A 22,279-nucleotide genomic window follows, 5' to 3' on the forward strand; every position below is an offset into this window, starting at 1 on the left:
CCGCCTTCGGTCGGCAGCGGGACTACGCGGTCGGATGACCGTCCGCCGGCCCTCCCACCGGCGATTGCGGTTGCGGCGACCGCCGAGGCACGTTGGGATGGACCGATGACCGTCCGCCGGGTGAGCGCCGAGGAAAGACTGACCACCAGCTTCGCGCTCGGCGCGTACGCCTTCGAGGCGTCGCCGCGCAGCGTGGCCCGGGCGGAGGAGTTCCGCGGCTACCTGCCCTACAACGAGGGCAACCGGACGCTGGTCGTCGAGGAGGGCCGCACCACCCTGGCCGCGGCCTCGGCCATCCCGATGCGGCAGAACGTACGCGGCGAGGTGCTGCCGATGGCGGGCGTCGCCGGGGTCTCCAGCCACCCGCTGGCCCGCCGGAAGGGGCACGTACGCACCCTGCTGCACCAGCTCCTCGACGAGATGCGCGACGAGGGGCACCAGCTCAGCGCGCTCTACCCGTTCCGGCCGTCGTTCTACGCCCGGTTCGGCTACGTGGGGCTGCCGAAGCCGCGTACCGCCGCGTTCTCGCCGGCCGACCTGGGCGAGCTGCTCGCCGCCGACCTGCCGGGCGAGGTCGGCTGGGAACGGATCGGCGAGGGCTACCGGGACTGGCGCGCCTTCACCGAGCGGTGCCTGAACGACCGGCACGGCTTCTCGATCTTCCCCGGCTACCGCGACGTCGGGCTGCGCGACCGCGACGAGCACTGGCTGCTCACCGCCCGCAGCGGCGGCACGATCACCGGCGCGGTGACCTACCGCATCGACGACCACGGCGGCACGCTGGCGGCGGACGACCTGCTCGTCACCGATCCGCTCGCCCGGGCGCTGATGTTGCAGTTCTTCGCCCGGCACGTCGACCAGGTGGAGCGGATCACGGTCCAGATCCCCGCCGACGAGCTGCCGGAGCTGTGGCTGACCGACCTGGCCGTGCACGTCGAGGCGCGGGTGGCCCGGCCCGGCTCGTCCGCGCCGATGGCCCGGCTGCTCGCGGTCGACGCGCTGGCCGGGCTGCCCGTCGGGCCCGGTCGGGTCCGGGTGGAGCTGACCGGCGACCGGTGGCTGGCCGGCTCGTACCTGCTGGACGGCACGACCGGGAGGTTGGAGCTGGTCACCGGCGCCGCCGCCACGGTGGGCTCGCCGCCCGCCGCCACGCTGACCGCCGCCGGTGTCTCCGCCCTGGTGTACGGCGTGCTGGACCCGGTCGAGGTGGGCCTGCGCGGGCTGGGCGAGGTGCCGGTGGACGCCGCCGCGGAGCTGCGTCGCCTCTTCCCCCGCCAGGCCCCCTACCTCTTCGCCGACTTCTGATACGACGCTTCCCGGGGCTCGGCGCGGGGTACGGTGCTGCGAATGCCGGAGTGGTCGCAGGCGGGCGCCTGGGGGTTGCTGGCCGGGTCCGCCCTGCTGCTGGGCGCGGCCGTGGGCTGGTTCGTCAGGGTGCCGCAGCGGATCATCGCCTCGGTCATGGCGTTCGGGGCGGGGGTGCTCCTCTCCGCCGTCTCGTTCGAGCTGATCGCCGAGGCACACGAGAAGGGTGGGCTACTGCCCACCACCCTCGGCGCGGCCGGCGGGGCGGCGGCCTACACCCTGGCCAACCTGGCCCTCGCCCGCCGCGGAGCGCAGCACCGCAAGCGCTCCGGCGACCAGCAGCCCTCGGAGAGCGAGCGGCCCGGTTCGGGCTCGGCGCTCGCGGTCGGCGCGCTGCTGGACGGCGTACCGGAGTCGGTGGTGATCGGCGCCAGCCTGCTGGCCGGCGGGCCGGTCAGCCTGGTCACCGTGGTCGCGGTCTTCCTCAGCAACGTGCCGGAGGGCCTCTCCAGCGCGGCCGGGATGCGGGCGGCCGGCCGGTCCCGACGGTTCGTCTTCGCGCTCTGGTCGATCATCACCCTGGTCAGCGGCCTGGCGGCGGTCGCCGGCTTCACGCTGCTCGGCGACGCCCCGCCGGCCGCGCTCGCCGCCATCACCGCGCTGGCCGCCGGCGCGATCCTCGCGATGATCACCGACACCATGGTGCCGGAGGCGTTCGAGAGCGCCCACCTGCTGGTCGGCCTCGTCACCGTCGCCGGCTTCCTGACCGCGTTCGCCCTGTCCCGCCCCTGACCGGGGCTCGCTCCCGCGCGCCCGGCCACCGCTTGCGGCGCGGCGCGGCCCGGCAGCGGCGGCGTGGGTCAGTAGGGGTTGCCGTGACCGGCGGGGCGGCCGCGCAGCAAGGCCGCGGGGCGGCCGGGGCGGTCCCTGTCCGCCGACATCGGCGGGCTGGCGGTGTGCGCGCCCTCGGCCATCCCGGCGAAGAGTTCCCGCAGCGCGCTCACCGCGTCGTGGCGCGGCCGCCAGCCCAGCTCCGTCTCGGCGCGCTCGCTCGACATCAGCGGCGCGTGCAGCGCCAGCTCCACCCAGCCGGCGTCGACCGGTTGCAGGCGCGCCCGCCACGTCAGCGCGGCGGCGACGCGTAGCACCGGGGCGGCCACGGGCACCGTCCAGCCGTGGAAGTGCCGGGCCACCAGCTCCGGGGAGAGCACCGGGTCCGCGGCGACGTTGAACGCGCCGCGCGCGTCACCGAGGACCGCCCGGGCGTACGCGTCGGCGACGTCGTCGGTGTGCACCGCCTGCATCCGCAGCCGCCGGTTCGCCGGCACCAGCGGGATCCGGCCGAAGCGCAGCAGCCGGACGGGTGCGAACGGGCCGAGGAAGTAGCGGGTGATCTCCGTCGCCGCCGCCCGCTGGAAGTTCAGGCCGGGCCGCAGCCGCACCACCCGCAGCCCCGGGTGCTCCCGCTCCGCCCGGTCGAGCAGCGCCTCCACCTCGGCCTTGTCCCGGCTGTACGACGAGCCGGGCACCCCGGTCGCCGGCCAGCGCTCCGAGATCGGGTGGTCCTTCGGGCCGGGCGCGTAGGCGCCGACCGACGACGCGTACACGAGGGCCGGCACGCCCGCGCGGACCGTCGCCTCGATCACCGCCGCGCTGCCGCCGACGTTGGTCCGGCGCAGCACCCGCTGGTCGTGGCTGGGCTGGATCTGCCAGGCGAGGTGCACCACCGCGTCCGCGCCGGCGAAGACCTCGGCTAGCTGGCCGGCCGCACCGGGCAGCCCGATGTCGCAGGAGTGCCACTCCACCTGGTCGTACGGCTCACCGCAGTCCGCCCCCGGCAGCCGGCGGACCACCCCCGCCAGGTCGACTCCGCGCTCCCGCCGCAGCCGGCGCAACAGGGCGGTGCCCGCGTTGCCGGTCGCCCCCACCACCACGATCCGCATGTCTGACCCGTACCCGGTCAGCCACGAGTCAATCGCGCCGCGCGACGACCGTCGGTGGCCGTTCCGCCGCCGTCAGGGCCGGGGCGCGTGGCGGACCCAGTTCTTCTTCCCGTCGCGTCGGCGGCCGGCGGAGGCGGCCAGGCAGCGCGGGCAGATCCAGCCGACCGGGTCCGCCTCGGTGAGCACATCCGTCGAGCCGTACTCGAACCGGACGTGCGGGAAGCGGCGCAGCCGGGTCCGGCTGAGCGGGAGCCCGCAGACGGTCTGGTTCTGCCCGGGCAGCCAGGCGTGCACCTCGCCGGCCGGCTCCCGTACGCCGTCCGGGCCCGTCTCCTCGCTGGAGGCCGCCACGGCCGGGGCGCTGCTCATCCTCATGCGGACACGTCTTCCCCCGCACGGGCCCGCCCATTCCTGCCCCGCCCCCGACGCCCGGCGGCGCGGCTGGCCCACGTCTCGGCAGGGCGGCCTTCGGGCGCGGCGGCGTCAGCCGCTCCGGGTCAGCAGGGCGGCGACCAGGCAGGCGAACGCGGCCACCGAGGAGACCGTGCGGACGAGGTTCCACCGCACCCAGGCCGCCTCGAACCGGGCCCGCGCCTCGGCCAGGTCGACGATGCCGTCCACCGGGCCGGCAACCTCCAACCGGTCGTTGAGCGGCACGTTCAGCCGCACGGTGACCCCGAAGGTGACCAGGTAGCAGGCCAGCGCGGCGAGGGTCCAGAACAGGACCGCACCGCCCCGGCCCAGGTGCGCGGCGGCGGCCACGGCGAGCAGCAGCGGCGCGCCGAGGAAGGCGCCCAGGAACCAGCCGTTGAGGATCCTCCGGTTGATCGACTGCATGGCGCCGACCAGCGTCCGGTCGTCGGTCCCGGCCAGTCCCGGCATGACCGCGCAGCTGAACGCGAAGAACAGCCCCGCCACCAGCCCGGTGGTCAGGGTCGCCCCGGCCAGTACGGCGACGCGGATCGACTCGGTCATCGGTGGTCCTCCCCCGGTTCGTCCCACCAGTCAACCGCCCGGCGCCGCCCCCGCCACACCCGCCCCGCCCTTTACCCTCGTCGCCAGCGCCTCCCGGCGTCGATCTTGCACTTGCGGCCCCCGGTCGTGGCGCTCTGCACCATCCGCGGCGGCCGTAATCGGTGGCCCACGGCCACCCAGGTTCCCCTCGCCCGGCACGGAGGACGGCGTGAGGACGCGCGAGGTTGGATGGGGTTCGGATCTCCGGCGTGTCGAGCGCTTGATTTTCGCAACATCAACTGCGGCGTCGGCTAGATTTCCCCGCATGGGCCTGTTGGACGACGCGGTGGCGGTGCTGGACGAGCGGGGCGTGCTGGAGCCGCTGGGCGGGTTGATCCGGCAGGTGTACCGACGGGCCACCGACCGGCACGAGCCGGAGCTGGGCGACGACGCGATGAGCTTCGGCACCACCGTGTGGCGCAACCTGACCAACCTGGGCAAGGCGACGTTCGACGGTGTCGACGGGGTGCGGGTCCGGCTGGAGGACAACTCCCTGGAGATCCTCTGCGCCGGGTACGTGGTGCGGCTCTACTCGTTGCAGGGTGGGATCGAGTCGATCCGGTGGGAGGGTAGCGAGGCCCGGCTGGGCGGGGCGGTGGAGAACAGCCGCGACGGCCAGTTGGCCTTCGACGACGACGAGCAGTTCCCGGAGGTCTTCGCCGGTGTGGTGCCGCCGAAGCGGCATCTGCGCGTCGCGCACACCGGGGACATCGCGACCGGGGAGGCGACGGCGTACCTCGGGCTGCCCCGGGACAACCGTGAGGGCGGGTCGCCGTGGTTCGAGGTGATGCTCTGGTTCGGTGACGCGGTCACGGTGGGTACGCCGCTGCCGGTCGTCGGCGACGCCACCGGCGTACCGAGGCAGCGGCACGACGAGCTGCCGGTTCCCGAGCTGCCGATCGAGACGCTGCTGCCCGGCCGCGCCGGCGGTCGTACTCTCGGTGCTGCCGCCGGCCGATCGGCGTGACCGGGGGAACCCGTGCGCCGCTGTCGGCCAGCGTGGCCGTCGCGGCGTTCGAGCCGCACGCCCTCGGGTTGGCCCGCCGGTGGCGGCGGATGCGCAAGAACGAGTTGGCTCGGCAGGTCGGGGTCACGGCGGCGGCGGTCAGCCAGTACGAGCTGGGGCAGGCCCGTCCGTCGGCGGCGGTGCTGGCCCGGCTGGCGTTGGCGTTGACGATGCCGGTCGAGTTCTTCGCCGCCGGCTTTCCCGCTCCGGCGTCGCCGGGGCGTGCACACTTCCGTAGTCTGCGGGCCACCAGCCAGGCGGAGCGGGACCAGGCGGAGGCGTTCGGCGAGGTCGCCTGGCGGGTGGTGGAGGTGCTGAGCCGGCAGTTGCGGCTGCCCGAGCTGCGGCTGCCCCAGCTGGATCTGCCGGAACCGGCGCGGGCCGAGGACATCCGCGCGGCCGCCGCGGCGGCGCGCCGGGAGTTCGGGCTCGACGACGGGCCGGTGCCGCACACCGTACGGCTGCTGGAGGCACACGGGGTGATCGTGCTGTCCCTGCCGGACGCCTCGGAGCGGGTCGATGCCTTCTCGCACTGGTACGGCCAGCGGCCGTTCGTCTTCCTGAACCCGGCCAAGAACGACCGGGCCCGTTCCCGGATGGACGCCGCCCACGAACTCGGTCATCTGCTGCTGCACCACGACGCCGAGCCCGGCAGCCAGATCCTGGAGCGGGAAGCCACCGCCTTCGCCTCCGAGTTCCTCGCTCCCAGCCCCGCGTTGGCCGCGGAGCTGCCGGCCCGCCTCGACTTCGACCGGCTGCACGAGTTGAAGCGCCGCTGGGGCATCAGCCTGAAGGCGCTCGTCTACCGGGGCCACGACCTGGGCGTGTACCGGGACCACACCTACCGGCGGGGCATGAGCCTGCTCGCCCAGTGGGGTCATCCCGAGCCGGGTGATCTCGGCCCCCGGGAGCAGCCCTCCCTGCTGGGCCGGGCCGTCGAACTCCTCGGCCAGCAGCGGGTGACGACGGAGAGCCTGGCGGCGCAGGCCGGCCTCCCGACGGCCCTCGCCCGCACGGTGATCGACGCCGCCAGCGAACGCCTCCCCGAACTACGACTGGCCACGGGAGGCTGAGACGGGAGCAGGTCGGCACCGGCCGACCCTCGGGCGTCGGCCTCCTGCTCGGAACGGGTCGGTCAGCCCGGCACCCTGGGGTCGGGCACGATCGGCTCGACGTGGTGGCTGTCCCAGACCCACTGATCGTCGCCGTGGTCGACCAGGGTGGCGCACCGGTCAGTGCGGTCCGCTCACCTGTCGCCGTAGTGGTAGCGGCAGGCGATGATCTCGACGTCGTCCTTCGTGATCCGATACACCAGCCGGTGTTCGCGATCGATCCGGCGGGACCAGAAGCCGGACAGCTCTCCCCGAAGGGGCTCCGGCTTGCCGATGCCCTCGTATCCGTTGCGCATCACGTCCGCGATGAGGTCGTTGATGCGCTTGACCAGCTTTCGGTCGGTGTGGCTGAGGTACTGATTCCAGGCCGTCGCGGTGAAGACCAGCCTCACGCGACGTCCCGCACGGTGGCCGGGTCGATCAGGCCCCGCTCGGCCGTGTCGCCCTCTTGAAGCTCCGCGATCGAGCGGCGCAGGGCTGCGGCGTTGGCCGGGTTGCGAAGGAGGTACTCGGTCTCCTTCATCGCCTCGTACTCCGCAAGCGGCACGATGACCACCGGCTCGTGGCCCGACCGGGTCACCACCACTTCCTCCGCGTCGTTGATGACGCTGTCGAGTTCGGCGGCCAGGTTCTGCCGTAGCTGGGTGAAGTTGACGGTCCGCATGACCACCTCCAGGGCGAGTACAGGAAATTGTACCTTGGGCGGGCCTGCGTCTCGTCCCTGGTCGACCTGGCGGTGGATCCACAGGTGCTGCTGTACATCGTAGCTGTGCAAGCCAAGATCACGACGCAAGCGACCCCACCAGGGGGCGGTGACCTGCGGAGGAGTGGGCCGCCAGGGACTCGAACCCTGAACCTATGGATTAAAAGTCCACAGCTCTGCCATTGAGCTAGCGGCCCGCAGCGCCACCAGGCTACCCGATCATCCAGCTGCGAGTTGTTGTCCGCCAAGGTGCGGATCCGCTGGGAATCTGGCCCGTCCGCTGCGACACAGGCTATCGCCCGATTACCTTGACGCGCTACCACAAACCCGCCCCAGACGTTCTCTCCAGCGCCTCAAGCTGCCTGCCTTTGGCGGTGACCCCAGGCCGTTTGATCGTGCAGATCGTGCGCGGGACTGAAGGGGGCAGCGGACGTGGCCGTCGAGTTCCGATTGACGCTTGCGGGCGACATCCCCTGGCCCAGATGGCTAGGGCCGCCCTGATCCGGTCGACTTGTCAGCGAAGCCAGTCGGCCGAGCTTCGGCGTGCTGACGGTGGGGCGACCGAAGCGAGGGTCACGACCGGTACGGAGCCGAGCATCCCCGGGACGTCGACTTCTTGCTGGCTCTGCAACACCTTCCAGAGCGCACGGCACCTCGCCATCCCGCCGCGCCCGCACATGAAGCATCGAGCCCGTTCACTTTGATGTTCCTGGATGGTAGCGTCCTGGAAACATTGCAAGGACTTGCATTGATCGATGGTCGGCGGATGGGCCCGCTGCCGACCTCCTCGCCCCACATCCCGCCCCCGCGAGGAGGTCTTCCGCATGAACCCCCAATCGCGCTCCGAGCCGCTCACCGAGGCCACGGAGCCGAGGACGTCCCCCCGACCCGCACCACGAAGTCTCGCCCTGATCGTCGCGATGCTGGTCGGCCTGACCGGCGTACTGCCCTCGGGCCTGGTCTCCGCACCGGCGGCCCAGGCCACGATCGACGGGCAGGCGCTGGGCGCGCGCTACAACGGGGCCGCCAGCGACATCACCTTCCGCGTCCGCTCGGCGACGGCCACCCGGATCGCGCTCTACCTCTACAGTGCCGCCACCGGCGCGCAGGAACGGGCCAGCTACGTGCTGACCGGCAGCGGCGGCATCTTCGCCAGGACGATCAGCGTCGCCGAGCTGAACGGCCTCGGCATCACCGGCACGGTCTACTACGGCTACCGCGCCTGGGGGCCGAACTGGCCGTACCACGCCGGCTGGACGAAGGGGTCGACGGCGGGATTCGTCTCCGACGTCGATTCCGCCGGCAACCGGTTCAACCCCAACAAGCTGCTGATCGATCCGTACGCGCGGGAGATCAGCCACGACCCGCAGACCCCGAGCCGTCCCGACGTGGCCGGCTACCGCAGCGGCGCCAACCGCGCGGTCGACACCGGCACGTTCGCCCCCAAGGGCATCGTCCTCAGGCCGACGACCGGCGGCGTCGGCACGAAACCCACCCGGGCGTTCAAGGACGACATCGTGTACGAGGTGCACGTGCGCGGCCTGACCCGGAACGATCCCACGATCGCCTCGGCGTACCGCGGCACCTACCGGGGCGCCGGACTCAAGGCCCCCTACCTCGCGTCGCTGGGGGTGACGGCGGTGGAGTTCCTGCCCCTTCAGGAGACGCAGAACGACACCCACGAGGTCGACCCCACCGGCACCGCCGGCGACAACTACTGGGGCTACATGACGCTCAACTACTTCGCCCCCGACCGGCGTTACGCCTACGACAAGTCCCCCGGGGGTCCCACCGCCGAGTTCAAGGCCATGGTGAAGGCGTTCCACGACGCCGGCATCAAGGTGCTCGTGGACGTCGTCTACAACCACACCGGCGAGGACGGGCCACAGGGCGACAAGAACACCTACAACCTGTTCTCCTGGCGCGGCCTGGACAACTCCACCTACTACTCGCTGACCGGCGACCGGCAGAGCCCCTGGGACAACACCGGCGTCGGTGGCAACTACAACACCTTCAACCCCGCCGCGCAGAACCTCATCGTGGACTCCGTCGCCTACTGGAAGGACACACTCGGCGTCGACGGCTTCCGGTTCGACCTGGCGTCCGTGCTGGGCAACACCTGCCAGCACGGCTGCTTCAACTACAGCCGGACCGACCCGGGCACCGCCCTCAACCGCCTGGTCGCCGAGATGCCCGCCCGACCGGCCGGCGGTGGGTCCGGTGTCGACTGGATCGCCGAACCCTGGGCCATCGGCGGCAACACCTACCAGGTCGGCAACTTCCCGGCCGGCTGGTCGGAATGGAACGGCATCTACCGCGACACCCTGCGGCGCGACCAGAACAAGATGGGCGTCGACGCGGTCACCCCGGCCAGCCTCGCCGACCGGTTCGCCGGGTCGTCCGACCTCTACGGCGACGACGGCAGGCGCCCCTGGAACTCGGTCAACTTCATCGTCGCCCACGACGGGTTCACCCTGCGGGACCTCTATGCCTGCAACAGCAAGAACAACAACCAACCCTGGCCGTACGGTCCGTCCGACGGCGGATCCGACGACAACATCTCGTGGAACCAGGGCGGTGTGGCCGCCGACCAACGCAGGGCAGCCCGCAACGGCCACGCGTTCCTCATGCTGTCGGCGGGCACCCCGATGATGACCGGTGGTGACGAGTACCTGCGCACCACCAACTGCAACAACAACCCCTACAACCTGGACTCCAGCGCGAACTGGCTGGACTGGACCCCGGACGCCGACCAGACGACCTTCGCCACCTTCACCAGCCGGCTGCTCGCCTTCCGTAAGGCGCACCCCGCCCTACGACCGGCGAACTTCTACACCGCCGCCGACACCAACGGCAATGGACTGGGCCAGCTCGAGTGGTTCACCCCGGCGGGCACGTCGCCGGACGGCGCGTACTGGGGCAACGCCAACAACCACGCGCTGGCCTGGCGCATCGACGGCAGCGAGTTCGGCGACTCGGGTCTCTACGCCGCCTACAACGGCTGGTCCGGCAGCGTGACCTTCACCCTGCCCGCCCCGCCCCCGGGCAAGCAGTGGTACCGCGTCACCGACACATCGAACTGGGCGGAGGGGCCCGACCAGGTGGCCAGCCCCGGCAGCGAGGCCCGGATCGGTGGCGCCTCCACCACGTACGTGCTGGGCGGCCGGTCGCTGCTGCTGCTCGTCGCCCGGTAGGTCGTCAGTCGCGGAGGGCGGGGGTTCCCGCTCTCCGCGACGGGGGCAGCGCGGCCCTTGCCAGAGGCCGTTTCCGACGCGTCGGCGGCCTGACGGCGGTCGCGGGGGTGCGGTCACTGCGCCTCCTGCCGGCGGTGGTGGTGGGCGCTTCCGCCTGCCAACCACCCGACCGAGCCGAGCGGACCGCCGCCCGACCCGCCAGCGTCCGAACCTGTGAAAGGTCCGCTTGACGTGACGAGCCGGGCGGCAGTCCGCTTCGGAGGGTGGTCGACATCAGACGCGATGTGGCATTACCCCGCCCTGTCGGGATCCCTCGGGGCCCCGATCAGGACCGCTGTGCGCGACGTCGCGAGAGGAAGAACATGAGCCCGCCCAGGGCGACCATGACGCTTCCCGTGCCCGTCATGACCGGGACGGAGCCGCTGCCAGTCACCGGCAGGGTTCCGGGGTTGTCGTCGGGTTCTCCTGGGGCACCGGGACTGCCGGGAGCGCCGGGACTACCCGGAGCGCCGGGAGCGCCGGGAGCACCGGGGCTGCCGGGTGCGCCGGGAGCGCCGGGAGCGCCGGGAGCACCGGGAGCACCGGGGCTGCCGGGTGCGCCGGGAGCACCGGGACTACCAGGAGCGCCAGGACTGCCGGGAGCACCGGGAGCGCCAGGACTGCCGGGAGCACCGGGACTACCAGGAGCGCCAGGAGCGCCAGGACTACCCGGAGCGCCGGGACTACCCGGAGCGCCAGGACTACCCGGAGCGCCGGGACTGCCGGGCGGACCGGTCGGGCCGGGCGGACCGCTTGGGCCGGGCGGACCGGTCGGGCCGGGCGGACCGCTTGGGCCGGGCGGACCGGTCGGGCCGGCGCACAGCGGGGCGGTGATGACGTTGGTGTCGAGGGTGACGGCGGCGGTTCGAGCCAGCGCGCGGCCCTGCAGTGTCGCGCCCGTGGCCATAGTGATCGACGCCTGAGCCATGATGGTGCCCACGAAGGTGGTACCCGTGCCGATCGTCGCCGAACTGCCGATCTTCCAGAACACGTTGCAGGGCGAAGCGCCGTTGATGAGGACGACGCTGCTGTTCGACGCCGTGGTCAGCGCGGAGTCGACCTGGAAGATGAACACGGCCTGGGGGTCACCCTGGGCGTTGAGTGTCAACGGCCCGGTCAGCTGCGCTGCCCCGATCCGGTAGACCCCGGGGTTAAGGGTGTTGCCGCCGAGTTCCGCGGGGAGGACGGTGAACGGGGTCCGGCCCGCGGCGTCGTTGAACGCCGTGGTCAGGTCGCTCTGGGCCTGTAGAGCCACCGCGTCGCCTAGGTGGACCTCGCCGCCTATGGTTGCCGTCTCGAAGCCCGACGCGGTGTTCCCTGGGTACCGCCCGAGGCTCTGGGCCAGGAAGCTCGGGCCGGTGTTGGTGGGCTCCGCCCCGGCGAGTACGGAGAAGTTGCCGGCCGTCCCCAGGCCCACCGGCGCTTCCTGAGCGTGGGCGGCGGGCGAGTTGAGGAGCAGCAGGGTGGCGGCCACTGCGGCAGCCGCGGCAGCGGCGAGCGCCGGCAGGGCTGCCCGCCGAAGACGATGAATGGGTATGACTTTCACAGAACACCCTCCGTGGGTACTGCTCGCAGGAGGCGTCTCACGATTCACGCCCTGCCCGAAGCGGTATAAATAGCGCGAAGACCACAAAAGCACCTTTGGGCTACTGGAGTGGCAAGAATGGGACAAACCGCGAGTTCCACGCCGCCGGGCTGGGACCTGGGGCGTCGCCGCGACTGCGACGCCCGGGCGAACGGGTCACCGCCGAGGTCGACCCCGCGACCCAACCTGCCGTCCCGAGCGCTCCGAACCGGGCGGGCCCCCGGGCCGCTTGAGCGCGCCGCGCGGATCACCGATCGAAGGAGCAGGCATGTCAAACGAGCCGGAGCCGGGCCTCGCGCCCGAGCACACGAACCCCCGCCACGTCGGGGGCGATCCGATCATGTTGACGGTCGACGGGCAGCAGTTCCGCGTCCGTCAGCGGGCTGAGCGGCCCGGCGAGTACGACTTCGACTGGCTCAGCGGGCCGCACGACTACGGCTTCGGGATCAGCGGAGCCGCCGGCTCCGCCATGACCGAGCCCGAGATGGAGGAGGCGATCCGCGACTTCCTCGCCGAGATCGACCCTGCCACGGGGTACCTGAAGGAGTAGTCGAGCGACGTGGCTTCCCGCAGCTCCGGCACCGTGCAGCGCACGTGTCGAAGTCGCGGCGGGCAAGCTGCCGTACGAGGTCGCGGAAGTCCCCTGTCCCACCCTCGCCGTCGTGGATCTGCACCCGGTGGTGTGCCGTGCCCTGTGCGCCGTCACCTGTGAGCTGTGCTGGGCGTGCGATGTGTGCCGGGGAATCGAACCCCCGCGCCTGCCCTCGGCGCACCAGGAGTGAGCCGGATTACCCGCCGGCTCTCGGGTTCGCGCACGCCTCCACGTCGGCTACCTGCTCCGCGACTCGTCAGTCCAGCAGCTCGACCTCCCAGTTCGTCCGCTGGATCATCGTGTCAACCTCGCGGACCTGCCGGGCGAGGTCGTCGGCCTGCCTGCGCAACTCCGCCACCGGCAGCGCCGGGATCATCTTCAACTCCGACCGCAGCTGCCGGTACCCGCGCTGACCTTCACCGGCCGCGGCGTTCGCGGCGGCGGTGACCACGCCGTGCCGCACGCGGAGTACGTCGCGACGCGCAAGCGCGTCGGTGAGCGTGCCACCCTCCACCTCGGTGGCGGCGTTGGTGCGATTGATCCGCCGGATCAGTGACTCCAACTCACCGAGCACCTCGCCCGCCTCCGCGAGAAGCGCCGAGGCGTCCTCGGCGGGTGCCTCACCCTCCTGGTAGCGGGCGCTGGCAGTGATGCGGGCGCGGAGCTGTTCGGCGCGGCGCGCCGCATCCGCGCGCAGCGCAAGTGCCTCGGCAAGCTTCATGGGCACCAGTATGGAGAGCGAAGATCAGCACCGCTCCCCATTTCTCCCCGACCTGCCGGTGCGGCACTCCGGTTTCTGCCGGCCGTCGTGCTGGTGGACGAGCCGCGCTCCTTCGTCGTCGGTCGAGGTGCGAAGTGGCGCGCGGGCGGGAACTCCCCGGGCCGGCCGCACCGAGGTTCGGCTGGACGACGCCGGACCCGACCGCCGACAGCCACGGGGTTGCTCGCCGGAAGACGGCAGATCCACGCCCTGCCGGGGTAAGCCGCAGGGCAGCGGTCGCGTCGCGGCCGAACGGAATCGAAGGGAAGAACCCCATGCGCGGTGCTGTCCTGCACGCCCCCGGTGACGTACGGGTGGAGGAGCGCGAGGACCCGCGGATCCTCCTCCCGACCGACGCGGTCATCCGCCTCTCCGCCACCTGCGTCTGCGGCTCGGACCTGTGGCCGTATCGCGGCATCGAGACGGTCGACGGGCCGTCCCCGATGGGCCACGAGTACGTCGGCGTCGTCCAGGAGGTCGGCAGGGAGGTCAGGGACGTCAGGCCCGGGCAGTTCGTCGTCGGCTCCTTCTTCGCCTCCGACAACACCTGCCCCATCTGCCGGGCGGGCTACCAGTCCTCGTGCGTCCAGCGGGAGCCGGTTGGCGGGCTGGGTGCCCAGGCGGAGTACCTGCGGGTACCGCTGGCCGACGGCACCCTGGTCGCCACGCCCGAGCTTCCCCCGGAGGACCTGGTCCCAGACCTGCTGGCGGCCTCCGACGTGCTCGGCACGGGCTGGTTCGGCGCGGTGGCCGCCGAGGTGGGCCCGGGCAGGACCGTCGCGGTCGTCGGCGACGGTGCGGTCGGCCTGCTCGCCGTGCTGGCCGCGAGGCAGCTCGGCGCGGAACGCGTCATCGCGGTCAGCCGGCACGAGCCCCGCCAGAAGCTGGCGGCCCACTACGGCGCCACCGACATCGTCACCGAGCGCGGCGACGAGGGCGTGGCCCGGATCAAGGACCTCACCGACGGCCTCGGCGCGCACTCGGTGATCGAGGCGGTCGGCACCCAGGAGTCGATGATGCAGGCCATCCGCTCCACCCGTCCCGGAGGGCACGTCGGCTACGTCGGCGTGGCGCACGGCGTCGAACTGCCCGGCGAGGAGCTGTTCTTCTCGCACGTGCACCTGCACGGCGGCCCCGCCCCGGTGCGTCGCTTCCTGCCCGAGCTGATCGACCTGATCCTCAGGCGGGAGATCGACCCCGGCAGGGTCTTCGACCTCACCCTGCCCCTGGATCAGGCCGCCGAGGGGTACCGGGCAATGGACGAGCGTCGGGCCGTCAAGGTTCTGCTCAGGCCCTGAGCGACGCGTACCCGCCTCGCGCCGACCGCCGTCGAAGGCGGGCGGAGTGGCCCGGGCCCGCTCGGGGACGCGGTGAGGCGGGCGCCCGCCGTACCGCTCCACCTCGGCCTCGTCGCGGTCGCCGGGGCAGCCTTCGGAGAGAGCGGCGTGGTGCTCGTCTCCCGCCGGCACCGGCACCTGGGAGACTACGGAGCGCCCTGTCGCGGCGGCGGTCAGGAGGACGCAGCGCCGTGCTGGTCGAGCCTGCCGCGGAGCGTGTCGGCGAACCCCTCGGCCATCGCGAGCTGGTCGCGCAGCGCGCCGACGCGCGCGGTGACGGCGGCGTGGAACATGCCGAGCCGGTCGAGCAGGTTCGCCCGGTCGCCGCCCTCGGCCGTGTCGAGGGCGTCGAGGACGGTGAGCAGGTCGCGCATCTCGTCGAGGGTGAAGCCGAGGGGCTTCATCCGTCTGACCACGGCGAGCCGGTCGAGGTCGGGCTCCGTGTAGAGGCGGAAGCCGCCGTCGCTGCGGGCCGAGGGAACGATCAGGCCGACGTCCTCGTAGTGCCGGATGGTGCGGATGCTCAGCCCGACCCGCTCGGCCGCCTCGCCGATCTGCATCCGGCGCCCGCCGGCCGTTCCGGGGGCGGGCGACGCCCCGTCCGGGCCGGAGACACGCTCCGCAGCCGGGTCGGGGGCTTGCTCCGGGCCGGCCGTACGGTTGCCGGAGGCCATCAGTGGCCGACGCCGAGCCGGCCGGCGAGGGTGTCGTGGATGTGGGCGCTGGGGCGGTTCAACTCGACGATCCGCACGCTCTTGCCGCGGGCGGCGTACTTGGTGGTGACGGCGTCGAGGGCGGCGACGGAGGAGGCGTCCCAGACGTGGGCGTGCGTCATGTCGATGACCACGCTGTCGGGGTCGTGCGCGTAGTCGAACCGGCCGACGAGGTCGTTGCTGGAGGCGAAGAAGAGCTCGCCGTGCACCGAGTAGGTCCGGGTCGTCCCGTCGGGGTCGAGGACGCTGGTCACCTCCACCAGGTGGGCGACCCGACGGGCGAAGACGACCATGGCGGTCAGTACGCCCACGACGACGCCGACGGCGAGGTTGTGGGTGGCCAGGGTGGTGACGACGGTGGCCAGCATGACGACGGTCTCGCCGTACGGCATCCGCCTGAGCGTGGCCGGGGCGACCGAGTGCCAGTCGAACGTCGACACCGCGACGATGACCATCACGGCGACCAGGGCGGCCATCGGGATCACCGCGACCACGTCGCCGAGCGCGACCACCAGGACCAGCAGGAAGACCCCGGCCAGGAAGGTCGACAGCCGGGTGCGGGCACCGGACGTCTTCACGTTGATCATCGTTTGGCCGATCATCGCACAGCCGCCCATGCCGCCGAAGAACCCGGTGACGATGTTGGCCACGCCCTGCCCCCACGACTCCCGCGTCTTGCTGGAGGGGGTGTCGGTGATGTCGTCGACCAGCTTCGCGGTCATCAACGACTCCATCAGCCCGACCAGGGCGATCCCCAGGGCGTACGGGGCGATCAGGGTCAGGGTGTCCATGGTCCACGGGATCCGCGGCAGGCCGAGTGTGGGCAGGCTCTCCGGCAACGCTCCCTCGTCGCCCACGGTCGGCACCGCCGCCTGGGTGGCCACCGTGACCACGGTCAGCACCACGATGGCGACCAGCGGCGCCGGCACGGCCCGGGTGAGCCGGGGCAGCCCGACCATGATCGCCAGCGCGACCGCCACGAGCGGGTAGACCAGCCACGGCACACCGAGCAGGTGCGGCACCTGGGCGGCGAAGATCAGGATGGCCAGGGCGTTGACGAAGCCGACCATCACGCTGCGCGGGATGAAGCGCATCAGCTTCGCCACCCCGAGCGCCGCCAGCAGGATCTGGATCGCGCCGCCGAGGATCACCGCGGCGACGAGGTGGTCCAGGCCGTGCTCCTTGGCGAGGGGGGCCACGACGAGTGCGACCGCGCCGGTGGCGGCGGAGATCATCGCCGGCCGCCCGCCGCAGATCGCGATGGTCACCGCCATGGTGAACGAGGCGAAGATGCCCACCCGGGGGTCGACTCCCGCCAGGATCGAGAAGGAGATCGCCTCCGGGATCAACGCCAGGGCGACGACCAGGCCGGCGAGGACCTCGGTGCGGAACACCTTCGGCGACAGCCAGGACGGGCGGGACAGTCGCGGCCGGGAGACCGCGGAAAGCACAGACGACATACAGTCATTTCCACTCGGAGAGCACGTCGGCGGGCGGCCCGCCCTCTCGCCCCGGGGCCGGGCGTGGCCGCCGGGTCGTCGGGGACCACGGTCGCGCGGCCCAGCGGACCCTACTCTTCCCGGTGGGAGAGTAGGCCGACGCGTGGCGATCGTCACGACTCCCGGCCGGCTTCGCCGCCCGGGGCCGGGACCGCCTTCTCGGCGGCGCGGCTCACCTCTTCCCAGCCCGCCCAGACGTCCATGCGTCGCTTCGAGATGTCGAAGGCGAGGTCGTAGACCATGCTGCCCAGCAGCAGTCGCAGCGGCGGATCATCGCTGGCGACCAGCTTCATCAGCGCCTCGGCGGCCAGCCGGGGTTCGCTGTCGACCGACCCCTCCGCCCACTGCCGCGCCAGCTCCGCCCGCAGCGGGTCGTAGGCGGGGTCCGGGGTGGCCGCCGTGCTGCTGGTGTAGAGGTCCGTCCAGTAGCCGCCCGGCTGGACGATGGTGACCTTGACGCCGAACCGGGCCGCCTCGGCGGCCAGCGCCTCGCTCATGCCCTCCAGCGCGAACTTGCTCGCGCTGTAGAGCCCCGTGCCTACGCGAAGCTCAGCATCGAGGGCATCGCCGCCGCCGCCGGCGTCGGCAAGCAGACGATCTACCGCTGGTGGCCCTCGAAGGGGGCGCTGCTCTTCGACGCCTTCCTCGCGCTCACCACCGACGGCGGGCAGGACGGCCGGAGCGGCGCCCTGCCCGACACCGGCGACCTCGCCGCCGACCTGAAGCTGGTCCTGCGGGCCATCGTCGACGAGCTGAACGACCCACGCTACGACCTGCCGATGCGCGCCCTGCACACCGAGATCGTCCACGACCCCGCCTTGGCCGCGGACTACGCGACGCGGCTGGACGGGCCGGTGCGGGAGCTGAAGAAGGAGCGGCTGCGCGCCGCCCGGCGCGCGGGGCAGCTGGCCGAGGACGTCGACCTCGACGTGGCCGTCGACCTGTTGTTCGGCCCCGTTCTCAACCGGTGGCTCCAGCGCACCGGTCCCCTGACGCACGACTACGCCGACCAGGTGGTGGACACGGCGCTGCGCGGCCTTCGGCCCCGCGAACCGTAGGGCGCCCGCCGACGGAGGGCGGGGGCCCGATCGGCGTCGGTCGCCGGGCCGCGCGCCCGGCGGGATCACCGGGTAGCGGCCGGCCCGCCGTGTCGTTGATCCGGTTGGACCCGCCCGCCACCCGCGACGACGGCACGGGCACCGACCGTGGAGGAGGCACGCCGATGACCCGTCAGCGCGAGACCGTGGAGGTCGACCCGGTCCTGTTCCGTGCGGTCTACGACTCGCCCGCGTCGCTGCCCGGCGCACACCGGTGGACCACCCCGGAGTCCGACGTACGGCGGATCGAGAAGCTGCTCGGCATGCCGCTGCGCAGCATCGGCGCCCCGCTCTGGGTCAGCGGCGACCAGCCGGACTGCCCGAAGTGCGGCCGCCGGGTGAACTGGTACGACATCGTCTCCTCCGCGCTCTCCGGCGTACACGACCGGATGATGATCGCGACGGTCATCCTCGGCGACCGCAGGTACGTCAACACCGAGGTCCCGGACGCGATCGCGGGGGTGCGCTGCGCCGACTGCCGCACGGCCATCGAGGGGCTGCGCAGCTTCAAGTGCCACAACTGGGCGTACGCGTTCGAGGCGCTGGAGGCCGTCCGGCAGCGGATGACCGGCGCGTCAGTCGTCGGCCGTCAGCTCGCGGGCGAACCGCAGCCCGGGGCGCCCGTCGAGTGACACCTCGCCGACCGGCGCGAACCCGGTGCGCCGCAGCACCGCGAGCGAGCCGGCGTTGTCCAGCGTGGTCTCGGCGGTCAGCCGGCGCAGCCCGTACGCCCGACGGGCCAGTGCCAGGACGCGGCGGACGCCGTCGGTCGCCACCCCGCGCCCGGCGGCCCGCTCGGCCACCCGGTAGCCCAGCTCGGCCTCGCCGCCGGCGGCGTCGACCAGGTTGAACCGGCCCAGCACCGCCCCGTCCGGGTCGACCAGGACGTGGAAGTGGCACGCGCCGGTGGCCTGCTCGGCGAGCAGCGCCGCGTGCCGCGCGGCGAAGCCGGCGAAGTACGCGTCACCCCGGTCCGGCACCGAGCGGGCGAACCACTCCCGGTTCTCCCGCTCGAAGCGCAGCAGCGCGGCGGCGTGCCGGGCGTGCAGCCGCTGAAGCTCGATCACCGCGCCACCCTAACCAGGTGCGCGCCCCCTCAGCGTTCGCCGGCGGAGCGGCGGGTGGGGCGGCGGCCGGGCGGGGAGTGCGGCTCCGGCCCCGGGTCGGGCACCTCGGGCATCGGCCGGATCACCGGCCCGGCACCGGTGACCCGGAACGGCTCGCCGTGGTGCCACACCTCGACGCCGGTCTCCGCGCCGGCGTCCGGCAGCTCGTAGCGGGCCTCGTCGCGGGTCAGGGTGACCCGCAGCCGGTGGCCGTGCCAGCGCAGGCTGAAGGCGAGCCGGTCGATCGCCGACGGCAGCCGGGGGTCGAAGGAGAGCACCCCCCGGTCGTCGCGCAACCCGCCGAAGCCCTGCACCAACGCCAGCCACGCCCCGGCCAGCGACGCCAGGTGCAGCCCGTCGCCGGTCTTGTCGCCCAGGTCCGCCAGGTCCTGGAGCACCGACTCGGCGAAGAGGTCGTACGCCAGGTCGAGGTGCCCGACCTCGGCGGCGAGCACCGCCTGCGGGGAGGCCGACAGCGACGAGTCCCGGACGGTACGCGCCTCGTAGTAGGCGAAGTTGCGGGCCTTCTCGTCGGCCGTGAACTCCCCGGGGCAGCGCTGCATGGCGAGCACCAGGTCGGCCTGCTTGACCACCTGCTTGCGGTAGAGCTCCAGGTAGGGGAAGTGCAGCAGCAGCGGATAGTCGTCGTCGGAGGTGTTCGCGAAGTCCCACTCCGGCTGCTCGGTGAAGCCGGCTGCCTGCTGGTGGACGCCGCGCTTGCGGTCGTACGGGATGAAGACCGCGTCCGCGGTGGCCCGCCAGGACGCGACCTCGGCCGGGTCGACGCCGAACCGGGCCGCCGCCTCGGGGTGCCGCTCGGCGGCGTCAGCGGCGCCACGCAGGTTGCGGCGGGCCATCAGGTTGGTGAAGAGGTTGTCGTCGACCAGGGCGGCGTACTCGTCCGGGCCCGTCACGCCGTGCAGGTGGAAGGTGCCCGTGTCGGACCAGTGGCCGAAGCCGTGCCACAGCCGGGCGGTCTCCACCAGCAGTTCCAGCCCGGCCTCGACGAGGAAGTCCCCGTCGCCCGTGGCGGCGACGTAGCGCAGCACCGCGTCGGCGATGTCGGCGTTGACGTGCAGGGCGGCGGTGCCGGCCGGCCAGTAGCCGGAGCACTCCCGCCCGCCGATGGTCCGCCACGGGAAGGTCGCCCCGGCCAGCCGCAGCTCCGCCGCCCGCTCGCGCGCCTCCGGCAGATGGGCGTGCCGCCAGCGCAGGGCCGAGCGGGCCAACTCCGGGGCGAGGTAGGTCAGCACGGGCAGCACGTAGCCCTCGGTGTCCCAGAGCACGTGCCCGTCGTAGCCGTTGCCGGTGAGTCCCTTCGCCGGGATCGTCCGGTCGCCGTCGGGCCGTCCCGCCTGGAGCAGATGGAACACCGAGAAGCGGATGGCCTGCTGGAGTTCGGGGTCGCCGTCGAGCTGCACGTCGGCGGTCCGCCAGGCGGCGTCCAGCGTCGCGCGCTGGTCGGCGAGCAGGGCCTCGAAGCCCTCCGCGCGGGCCGCGTCGGCCTCGGCGACGACCAGGCGGGCCAGCTCGTCCGGGGGCATGGCGTCGACGGCGGTGCACTCGTACGCCGCGAACTTGGTCAGTTCGAGTCGCTCGCCGGGATGCAGCGTCCCGGTCAGGGTGAGGCGCAGCCGGTCCGGGGCGCAGTCCACGCCGGTGCCGAAGCCGTCGGGGGCCCGCACCTCGTGCGCGACGGCCACGGCGACCCGCTGGCCGCTGCGCCCGGTGCGGTGGACGAGGACGCCGTCGTGCCCGTCGGAGTGGCGGTACTCGGCGGTGAGGGGATCGGTGATCACGGAGGCGGCGCGGGGGTCGTCGGAGCGCTCGGGCACCCGCTCGTTGGCGAGCAGGTCGGCGCAGACACGCACCTCGACGGCCCCGTCCAGCGGCTCGACGCTCCACCGGACGGCGGCCACCGCGTGCCGGGGCAGCGAGACCAGCCGGGTGCTGCGGACACGTACGCCGTGCCCGCCCGGGGAGACCCACTCGGTGTACCGCTCGACCACCCCGGCGCGCAGGTCGAGCACCCGCTCGTGGGTGCGCAGGGTGCCGGTGCGCACGTCCAGCGGCTCGCCGTCGACCCAGAGACGGATCAGGGCGGCGTTCGGCGCGCTGATCACCGTGTCGCTGAGCTGCGGGAACGCGTACCCGTCCTCGGGGTAGGAGACCTCGCGCCGCTCGTGGAAGCCGTTGAGGTAGCTGCCGGGCATGCCGTAGGGGGTGCCCTCGTCCAGGTTGCCGCGCCAGCCGACCCATCCGTTGCCCAGCGCGAAGGTCGACTCGACCTCGGCGAGGCGGTCCAGGTCCGCCTCCGTACGCCGGATCCGCCAGGCCTCGTCCTCCTCCCTCGCGGGGACGGTGGGCGGTCGGTCGGCGGTGGGGGTGTGCTGCACTGCGCCTCCAGAAGTCCGACTTACCTGGTCAATCGAAGCAGACCGGGCTGTGAGGTCGCTGAGACCAAAGTCGGGTACGACTCCCGACCAACGCACACCGCGACCGACTTCGAGGTGTTCCAGGGTTGTCTGCGAGGTAAACGAGGTATGAACGACGAGTGAGGTGAATCATGGTTGATACGGACACGCCGGACGTTCCCGAGATCAGTGTGGAGTGGTACCAGGACATCGTCGACTTCGCCGCCGACTCCCCGCAACCGCTCCAGTGGTTCGCCGGGCACTTCACCGAGGGCGCGATCCTGCTGCTCGGCGCGCTGTGGCTGGTCGCGGCGGTCTCCCGACTGCGCGGCGGGCCGCTCGACCGGGCGTACGCCCTGGTGTCGCCCGTGGCGGTGGTCCTCGCGTACGGGTGCAGCGAGGCCCTGAAGACGGTGGTGGACCAGGAGCGTCCCTGCCGCGCGGTCGCCACGGACCTCGCCATCATCGCGAGCGAGTGCCCGCCGACGGGCGACTGGTCGTTCCCCAGCAACCACGCCACGATCGCGGGCGGCCTGGCGGTGGCGACCCTGCTGCTGTCCCGCCGGGTCGGGCTGGTGGCGCTGCCGCTGGCGGTGCTGGCCGCCTTCTCCCGCACCTTCGTCGGCGTGCACTACCCGCACGACGTGGTGGCCGGCATCCTGCTCGGCGCGCTGTTCGCCGCCCTGCTCACACCGCTGCTCGCCCGCCCCGTCGCCCACCTCCTGCACCGCCACCGCCCCACCGACCACCCCACCCCACCCCGCCCCACCCCCACCCCCCACTAGCCCCCCCCCCCCCGGCCCCTCGCCCTCCCCCCCCCCCCGCCGCGCGGTCCTGCCCGTTGCGCCCCCGCGAACGGG

General features: G+C 72.8%; 21 protein-coding genes, 1 tRNA gene and 2 pseudogenes. 11 read left to right on the top strand and 13 right to left on the bottom strand.

Features of this window, described 5'->3' with window-relative positions; genetic code table 11:
- Positions 1-105 precede the first annotated feature (105 nt).
- Complete coding sequence (locus V6V16_RS08290; RefSeq protein WP_334561107.1) at positions 106-1,305, top strand: GNAT family N-acetyltransferase; 1,200 nt, start codon at positions 106-108, stop codon at positions 1,303-1,305.
- Between the two features lie 42 nt (positions 1,306-1,347).
- Entirely contained in the window at positions 1,348-2,097 is a 750-nt protein-coding gene (locus V6V16_RS08295; RefSeq protein ID WP_334561109.1) for a ZIP family metal transporter, read from the top strand.
- 68 nt (positions 2,098-2,165) lie between these two features.
- Here V6V16_RS08295 and V6V16_RS08300 read toward each other — a convergent pair whose 3' ends face one another.
- From V6V16_RS08300 to V6V16_RS08310, 3 genes are all read right to left on the bottom strand, one after another.
- Entirely contained in the window at positions 2,166-3,248 is a 1,083-nt protein-coding gene (locus V6V16_RS08300) for an NAD-dependent epimerase/dehydratase family protein (RefSeq protein WP_334561111.1), read from the bottom strand.
- A gap of 72 nt (positions 3,249-3,320) precedes the next feature.
- Positions 3,321-3,623 (bottom strand): hypothetical protein, encoded by a 303-nt coding sequence (locus V6V16_RS08305; RefSeq protein WP_334561112.1) that lies wholly within the window; start codon positions 3,621-3,623, stop codon positions 3,321-3,323.
- A 108-nt stretch (positions 3,624-3,731) separates the two neighbouring features.
- Positions 3,732-4,223, bottom strand: a complete 492-nt coding sequence (locus tag V6V16_RS08310; RefSeq protein WP_334561113.1) for an anthrone oxygenase family protein — start codon at positions 4,221-4,223, stop codon at positions 3,732-3,734.
- Between the two features lie 304 nt (positions 4,224-4,527).
- Here V6V16_RS08310 and V6V16_RS08315 point away from each other — a divergent pair, with 304 nt between their 5' ends.
- Together V6V16_RS08315 and V6V16_RS08320 are read left to right on the top strand one after the other, a co-directional pair.
- Positions 4,528-5,229, top strand: coding sequence for a hypothetical protein (locus V6V16_RS08315; RefSeq protein WP_334561115.1), 702 nt, complete (start codon positions 4,528-4,530; stop codon positions 5,227-5,229).
- Positions 5,226-6,341, top strand: a complete 1,116-nt coding sequence (locus V6V16_RS08320) for an XRE family transcriptional regulator (RefSeq protein ID WP_334561118.1) — start codon at positions 5,226-5,228, stop codon at positions 6,339-6,341. Before V6V16_RS08315 ends, V6V16_RS08320 begins: the two co-directional genes overlap by 4 nt.
- 173 nt (positions 6,342-6,514) lie before the next feature.
- On the opposite strand, the gene V6V16_RS08325 is transcribed toward V6V16_RS08320, so the two are convergent.
- From V6V16_RS08325 to V6V16_RS08335, 3 genes are all read right to left on the bottom strand, one after another.
- On the bottom strand, positions 6,515-6,772 hold the full coding sequence (locus V6V16_RS08325) for a Txe/YoeB family addiction module toxin (protein WP_120328095.1): 258 nt from the start codon (positions 6,770-6,772) through the stop codon (positions 6,515-6,517).
- Positions 6,769-7,044 (bottom strand): type II toxin-antitoxin system Phd/YefM family antitoxin, encoded by a 276-nt coding sequence (locus V6V16_RS08330; RefSeq protein WP_334561121.1) that lies wholly within the window; start codon positions 7,042-7,044, stop codon positions 6,769-6,771. Before V6V16_RS08330 ends, V6V16_RS08325 begins: the two co-directional genes overlap by 4 nt.
- A gap of 164 nt (positions 7,045-7,208) precedes the next feature.
- Positions 7,209-7,280: transfer RNA gene (locus V6V16_RS08335), tRNA-Lys, on the bottom strand.
- A 627-nt stretch (positions 7,281-7,907) separates the two neighbouring features.
- On the opposite strand from V6V16_RS08335, the gene V6V16_RS08340 reads away from it, so the two are divergent.
- Entirely contained in the window at positions 7,908-10,277 is a 2,370-nt protein-coding gene (locus tag V6V16_RS08340) for a glycogen debranching protein (protein WP_334561122.1), read from the top strand.
- Between the two features lie 540 nt (positions 10,278-10,817).
- Positions 10,818-11,150: a hypothetical protein gene (locus tag V6V16_RS08345; protein ID WP_334561145.1), complete on the top strand. Its 333-nt coding sequence runs from the start codon at positions 10,818-10,820 to the stop codon at positions 11,148-11,150.
- Positions 11,151-11,205: 55 nt separating this feature from the next.
- On the opposite strand, the pseudogene V6V16_RS08350 reads toward V6V16_RS08345, so the two are convergent.
- A pseudogene (locus tag V6V16_RS08350) lies at positions 11,206-11,955 on the bottom strand (ice-binding family protein); the annotation flags it as partial.
- Between the two features lie 214 nt (positions 11,956-12,169).
- On the opposite strand from V6V16_RS08350, the gene V6V16_RS08355 reads away from it, so the two are divergent.
- Positions 12,170-12,451 carry a hypothetical protein gene (locus tag V6V16_RS08355; RefSeq protein ID WP_334561124.1) on the top strand — a complete coding sequence of 94 codons (282 nt, stop codon included), beginning with the start codon at positions 12,170-12,172 and terminating at the stop codon, positions 12,449-12,451.
- A gap of 298 nt (positions 12,452-12,749) precedes the next feature.
- Here V6V16_RS08355 and V6V16_RS08360 read toward each other — a convergent pair whose 3' ends face one another.
- Positions 12,750-13,214, bottom strand: a complete 465-nt coding sequence (locus tag V6V16_RS08360; RefSeq protein ID WP_334561126.1) for a DIP1984 family protein — start codon at positions 13,212-13,214, stop codon at positions 12,750-12,752.
- A gap of 314 nt (positions 13,215-13,528) precedes the next feature.
- Here V6V16_RS08360 and V6V16_RS08365 point away from each other — a divergent pair, with 314 nt between their 5' ends.
- Positions 13,529-14,551 (top strand): zinc-dependent alcohol dehydrogenase family protein, encoded by a 1,023-nt coding sequence (locus V6V16_RS08365; RefSeq protein ID WP_334561127.1) that lies wholly within the window; start codon positions 13,529-13,531, stop codon positions 14,549-14,551.
- A gap of 212 nt (positions 14,552-14,763) precedes the next feature.
- Here the strand turns inward: V6V16_RS08365 and V6V16_RS08370 are convergent, their stop codons facing one another.
- From V6V16_RS08370 to V6V16_RS08380, 3 genes and pseudogenes are all read right to left on the bottom strand, one after another.
- Positions 14,764-15,150, bottom strand: a complete 387-nt coding sequence (locus V6V16_RS08370) for a MerR family transcriptional regulator (RefSeq protein ID WP_334561128.1) — start codon at positions 15,148-15,150, stop codon at positions 14,764-14,766.
- Positions 15,151-15,263: 113 nt separating this feature from the next.
- Entirely contained in the window at positions 15,264-16,763 is a 1,500-nt protein-coding gene (locus V6V16_RS08375) for a SulP family inorganic anion transporter (protein WP_334561130.1), read from the bottom strand.
- A gap of 152 nt (positions 16,764-16,915) precedes the next feature.
- A pseudogene (locus V6V16_RS08380) lies at positions 16,916-17,338 on the bottom strand (SDR family NAD(P)-dependent oxidoreductase); the annotation flags it as partial.
- On the opposite strand from V6V16_RS08380, the gene V6V16_RS08385 reads away from it, so the two are divergent.
- Positions 17,240-17,860 (top strand): TetR/AcrR family transcriptional regulator, encoded by a 621-nt coding sequence (locus V6V16_RS08385; RefSeq protein WP_442934048.1) that lies wholly within the window; start codon positions 17,240-17,242, stop codon positions 17,858-17,860. The pseudogene V6V16_RS08380 and the gene V6V16_RS08385 overlap by 99 nt on opposite strands.
- Positions 17,861-18,024: 164 nt before the next feature.
- Complete coding sequence (locus V6V16_RS08390) at positions 18,025-18,531, top strand: hypothetical protein (RefSeq protein WP_334561132.1); 507 nt, start codon at positions 18,025-18,027, stop codon at positions 18,529-18,531.
- On the opposite strand, the gene V6V16_RS08395 is transcribed toward V6V16_RS08390, so the two are convergent.
- Both V6V16_RS08395 and V6V16_RS08400 read right to left on the bottom strand, forming a co-directional pair.
- Positions 18,475-18,966: a GNAT family N-acetyltransferase gene (locus V6V16_RS08395; protein ID WP_334561133.1), complete on the bottom strand. Its 492-nt coding sequence runs from the start codon at positions 18,964-18,966 to the stop codon at positions 18,475-18,477. The genes V6V16_RS08390 and V6V16_RS08395 overlap by 57 nt on opposite strands.
- Before the next feature lie 29 nt (positions 18,967-18,995).
- Positions 18,996-21,401: a glycoside hydrolase family 65 protein gene (locus tag V6V16_RS08400; RefSeq protein ID WP_334561134.1), complete on the bottom strand. Its 2,406-nt coding sequence runs from the start codon at positions 21,399-21,401 to the stop codon at positions 18,996-18,998.
- A 170-nt stretch (positions 21,402-21,571) separates the two neighbouring features.
- On the opposite strand from V6V16_RS08400, the gene V6V16_RS08405 reads away from it, so the two are divergent.
- Complete coding sequence (locus tag V6V16_RS08405) at positions 21,572-22,204, top strand: phosphatase PAP2 family protein (protein ID WP_334561136.1); 633 nt, start codon at positions 21,572-21,574, stop codon at positions 22,202-22,204.
- The last annotated feature ends 75 nt before the right edge of the window (positions 22,205-22,279 follow it).

The sequence above is a fragment of the Micromonospora sp. CPCC 205561 genome (genome assembly GCF_036906775.1).
Taxonomy (GTDB): domain Bacteria; phylum Actinomycetota; class Actinomycetes; order Mycobacteriales; family Micromonosporaceae; genus Micromonospora.

Bases quoted from the DNA above. Each gene is read 5' to 3' on its own strand.
- V6V16_RS08290 (WP_334561107.1), top strand. From the start codon at position 106: ATGACCGTCCGCCGGGTGAGCGCCGAGGAAAGACTGACCACCAGCTTC.
- V6V16_RS08390 (WP_334561132.1), top strand. From the start codon at position 18,025: ATGACCCGTCAGCGCGAGACCGTGGAGGTCGACCCGGTCCTGTTCCGT.
- V6V16_RS08375 (WP_334561130.1), bottom strand. From the start codon at position 16,763: ATGTCGTCTGTGCTTTCCGCGGTCTCCCGGCCGCGACTGTCCCGCCCG.
- V6V16_RS08295 (WP_334561109.1), top strand. From the start codon at position 1,348: ATGCCGGAGTGGTCGCAGGCGGGCGCCTGGGGGTTGCTGGCCGGGTCC.
- V6V16_RS08330 (WP_334561121.1), bottom strand. From the start codon at position 7,044: ATGCGGACCGTCAACTTCACCCAGCTACGGCAGAACCTGGCCGCCGAA.
- V6V16_RS08405 (WP_334561136.1), top strand. From the start codon at position 21,572: ATGGTTGATACGGACACGCCGGACGTTCCCGAGATCAGTGTGGAGTGG.
- V6V16_RS08300 (WP_334561111.1), bottom strand. From the start codon at position 3,248: ATGCGGATCGTGGTGGTGGGGGCGACCGGCAACGCGGGCACCGCCCTG.
- V6V16_RS08310 (WP_334561113.1), bottom strand. From the start codon at position 4,223: ATGACCGAGTCGATCCGCGTCGCCGTACTGGCCGGGGCGACCCTGACC.
- V6V16_RS08360 (WP_334561126.1), bottom strand. From the start codon at position 13,214: ATGAAGCTTGCCGAGGCACTTGCGCTGCGCGCGGATGCGGCGCGCCGC.
- V6V16_RS08305 (WP_334561112.1), bottom strand. From the start codon at position 3,623: ATGAGGATGAGCAGCGCCCCGGCCGTGGCGGCCTCCAGCGAGGAGACG.
- V6V16_RS08340 (WP_334561122.1), top strand. From the start codon at position 7,908: ATGAACCCCCAATCGCGCTCCGAGCCGCTCACCGAGGCCACGGAGCCG.
- V6V16_RS08355 (WP_334561124.1), top strand. From the start codon at position 12,170: ATGTCAAACGAGCCGGAGCCGGGCCTCGCGCCCGAGCACACGAACCCC.
- V6V16_RS08370 (WP_334561128.1), bottom strand. From the start codon at position 15,150: ATGCAGATCGGCGAGGCGGCCGAGCGGGTCGGGCTGAGCATCCGCACC.
- V6V16_RS08315 (WP_334561115.1), top strand. From the start codon at position 4,528: ATGGGCCTGTTGGACGACGCGGTGGCGGTGCTGGACGAGCGGGGCGTG.
- V6V16_RS08365 (WP_334561127.1), top strand. From the start codon at position 13,529: ATGCGCGGTGCTGTCCTGCACGCCCCCGGTGACGTACGGGTGGAGGAG.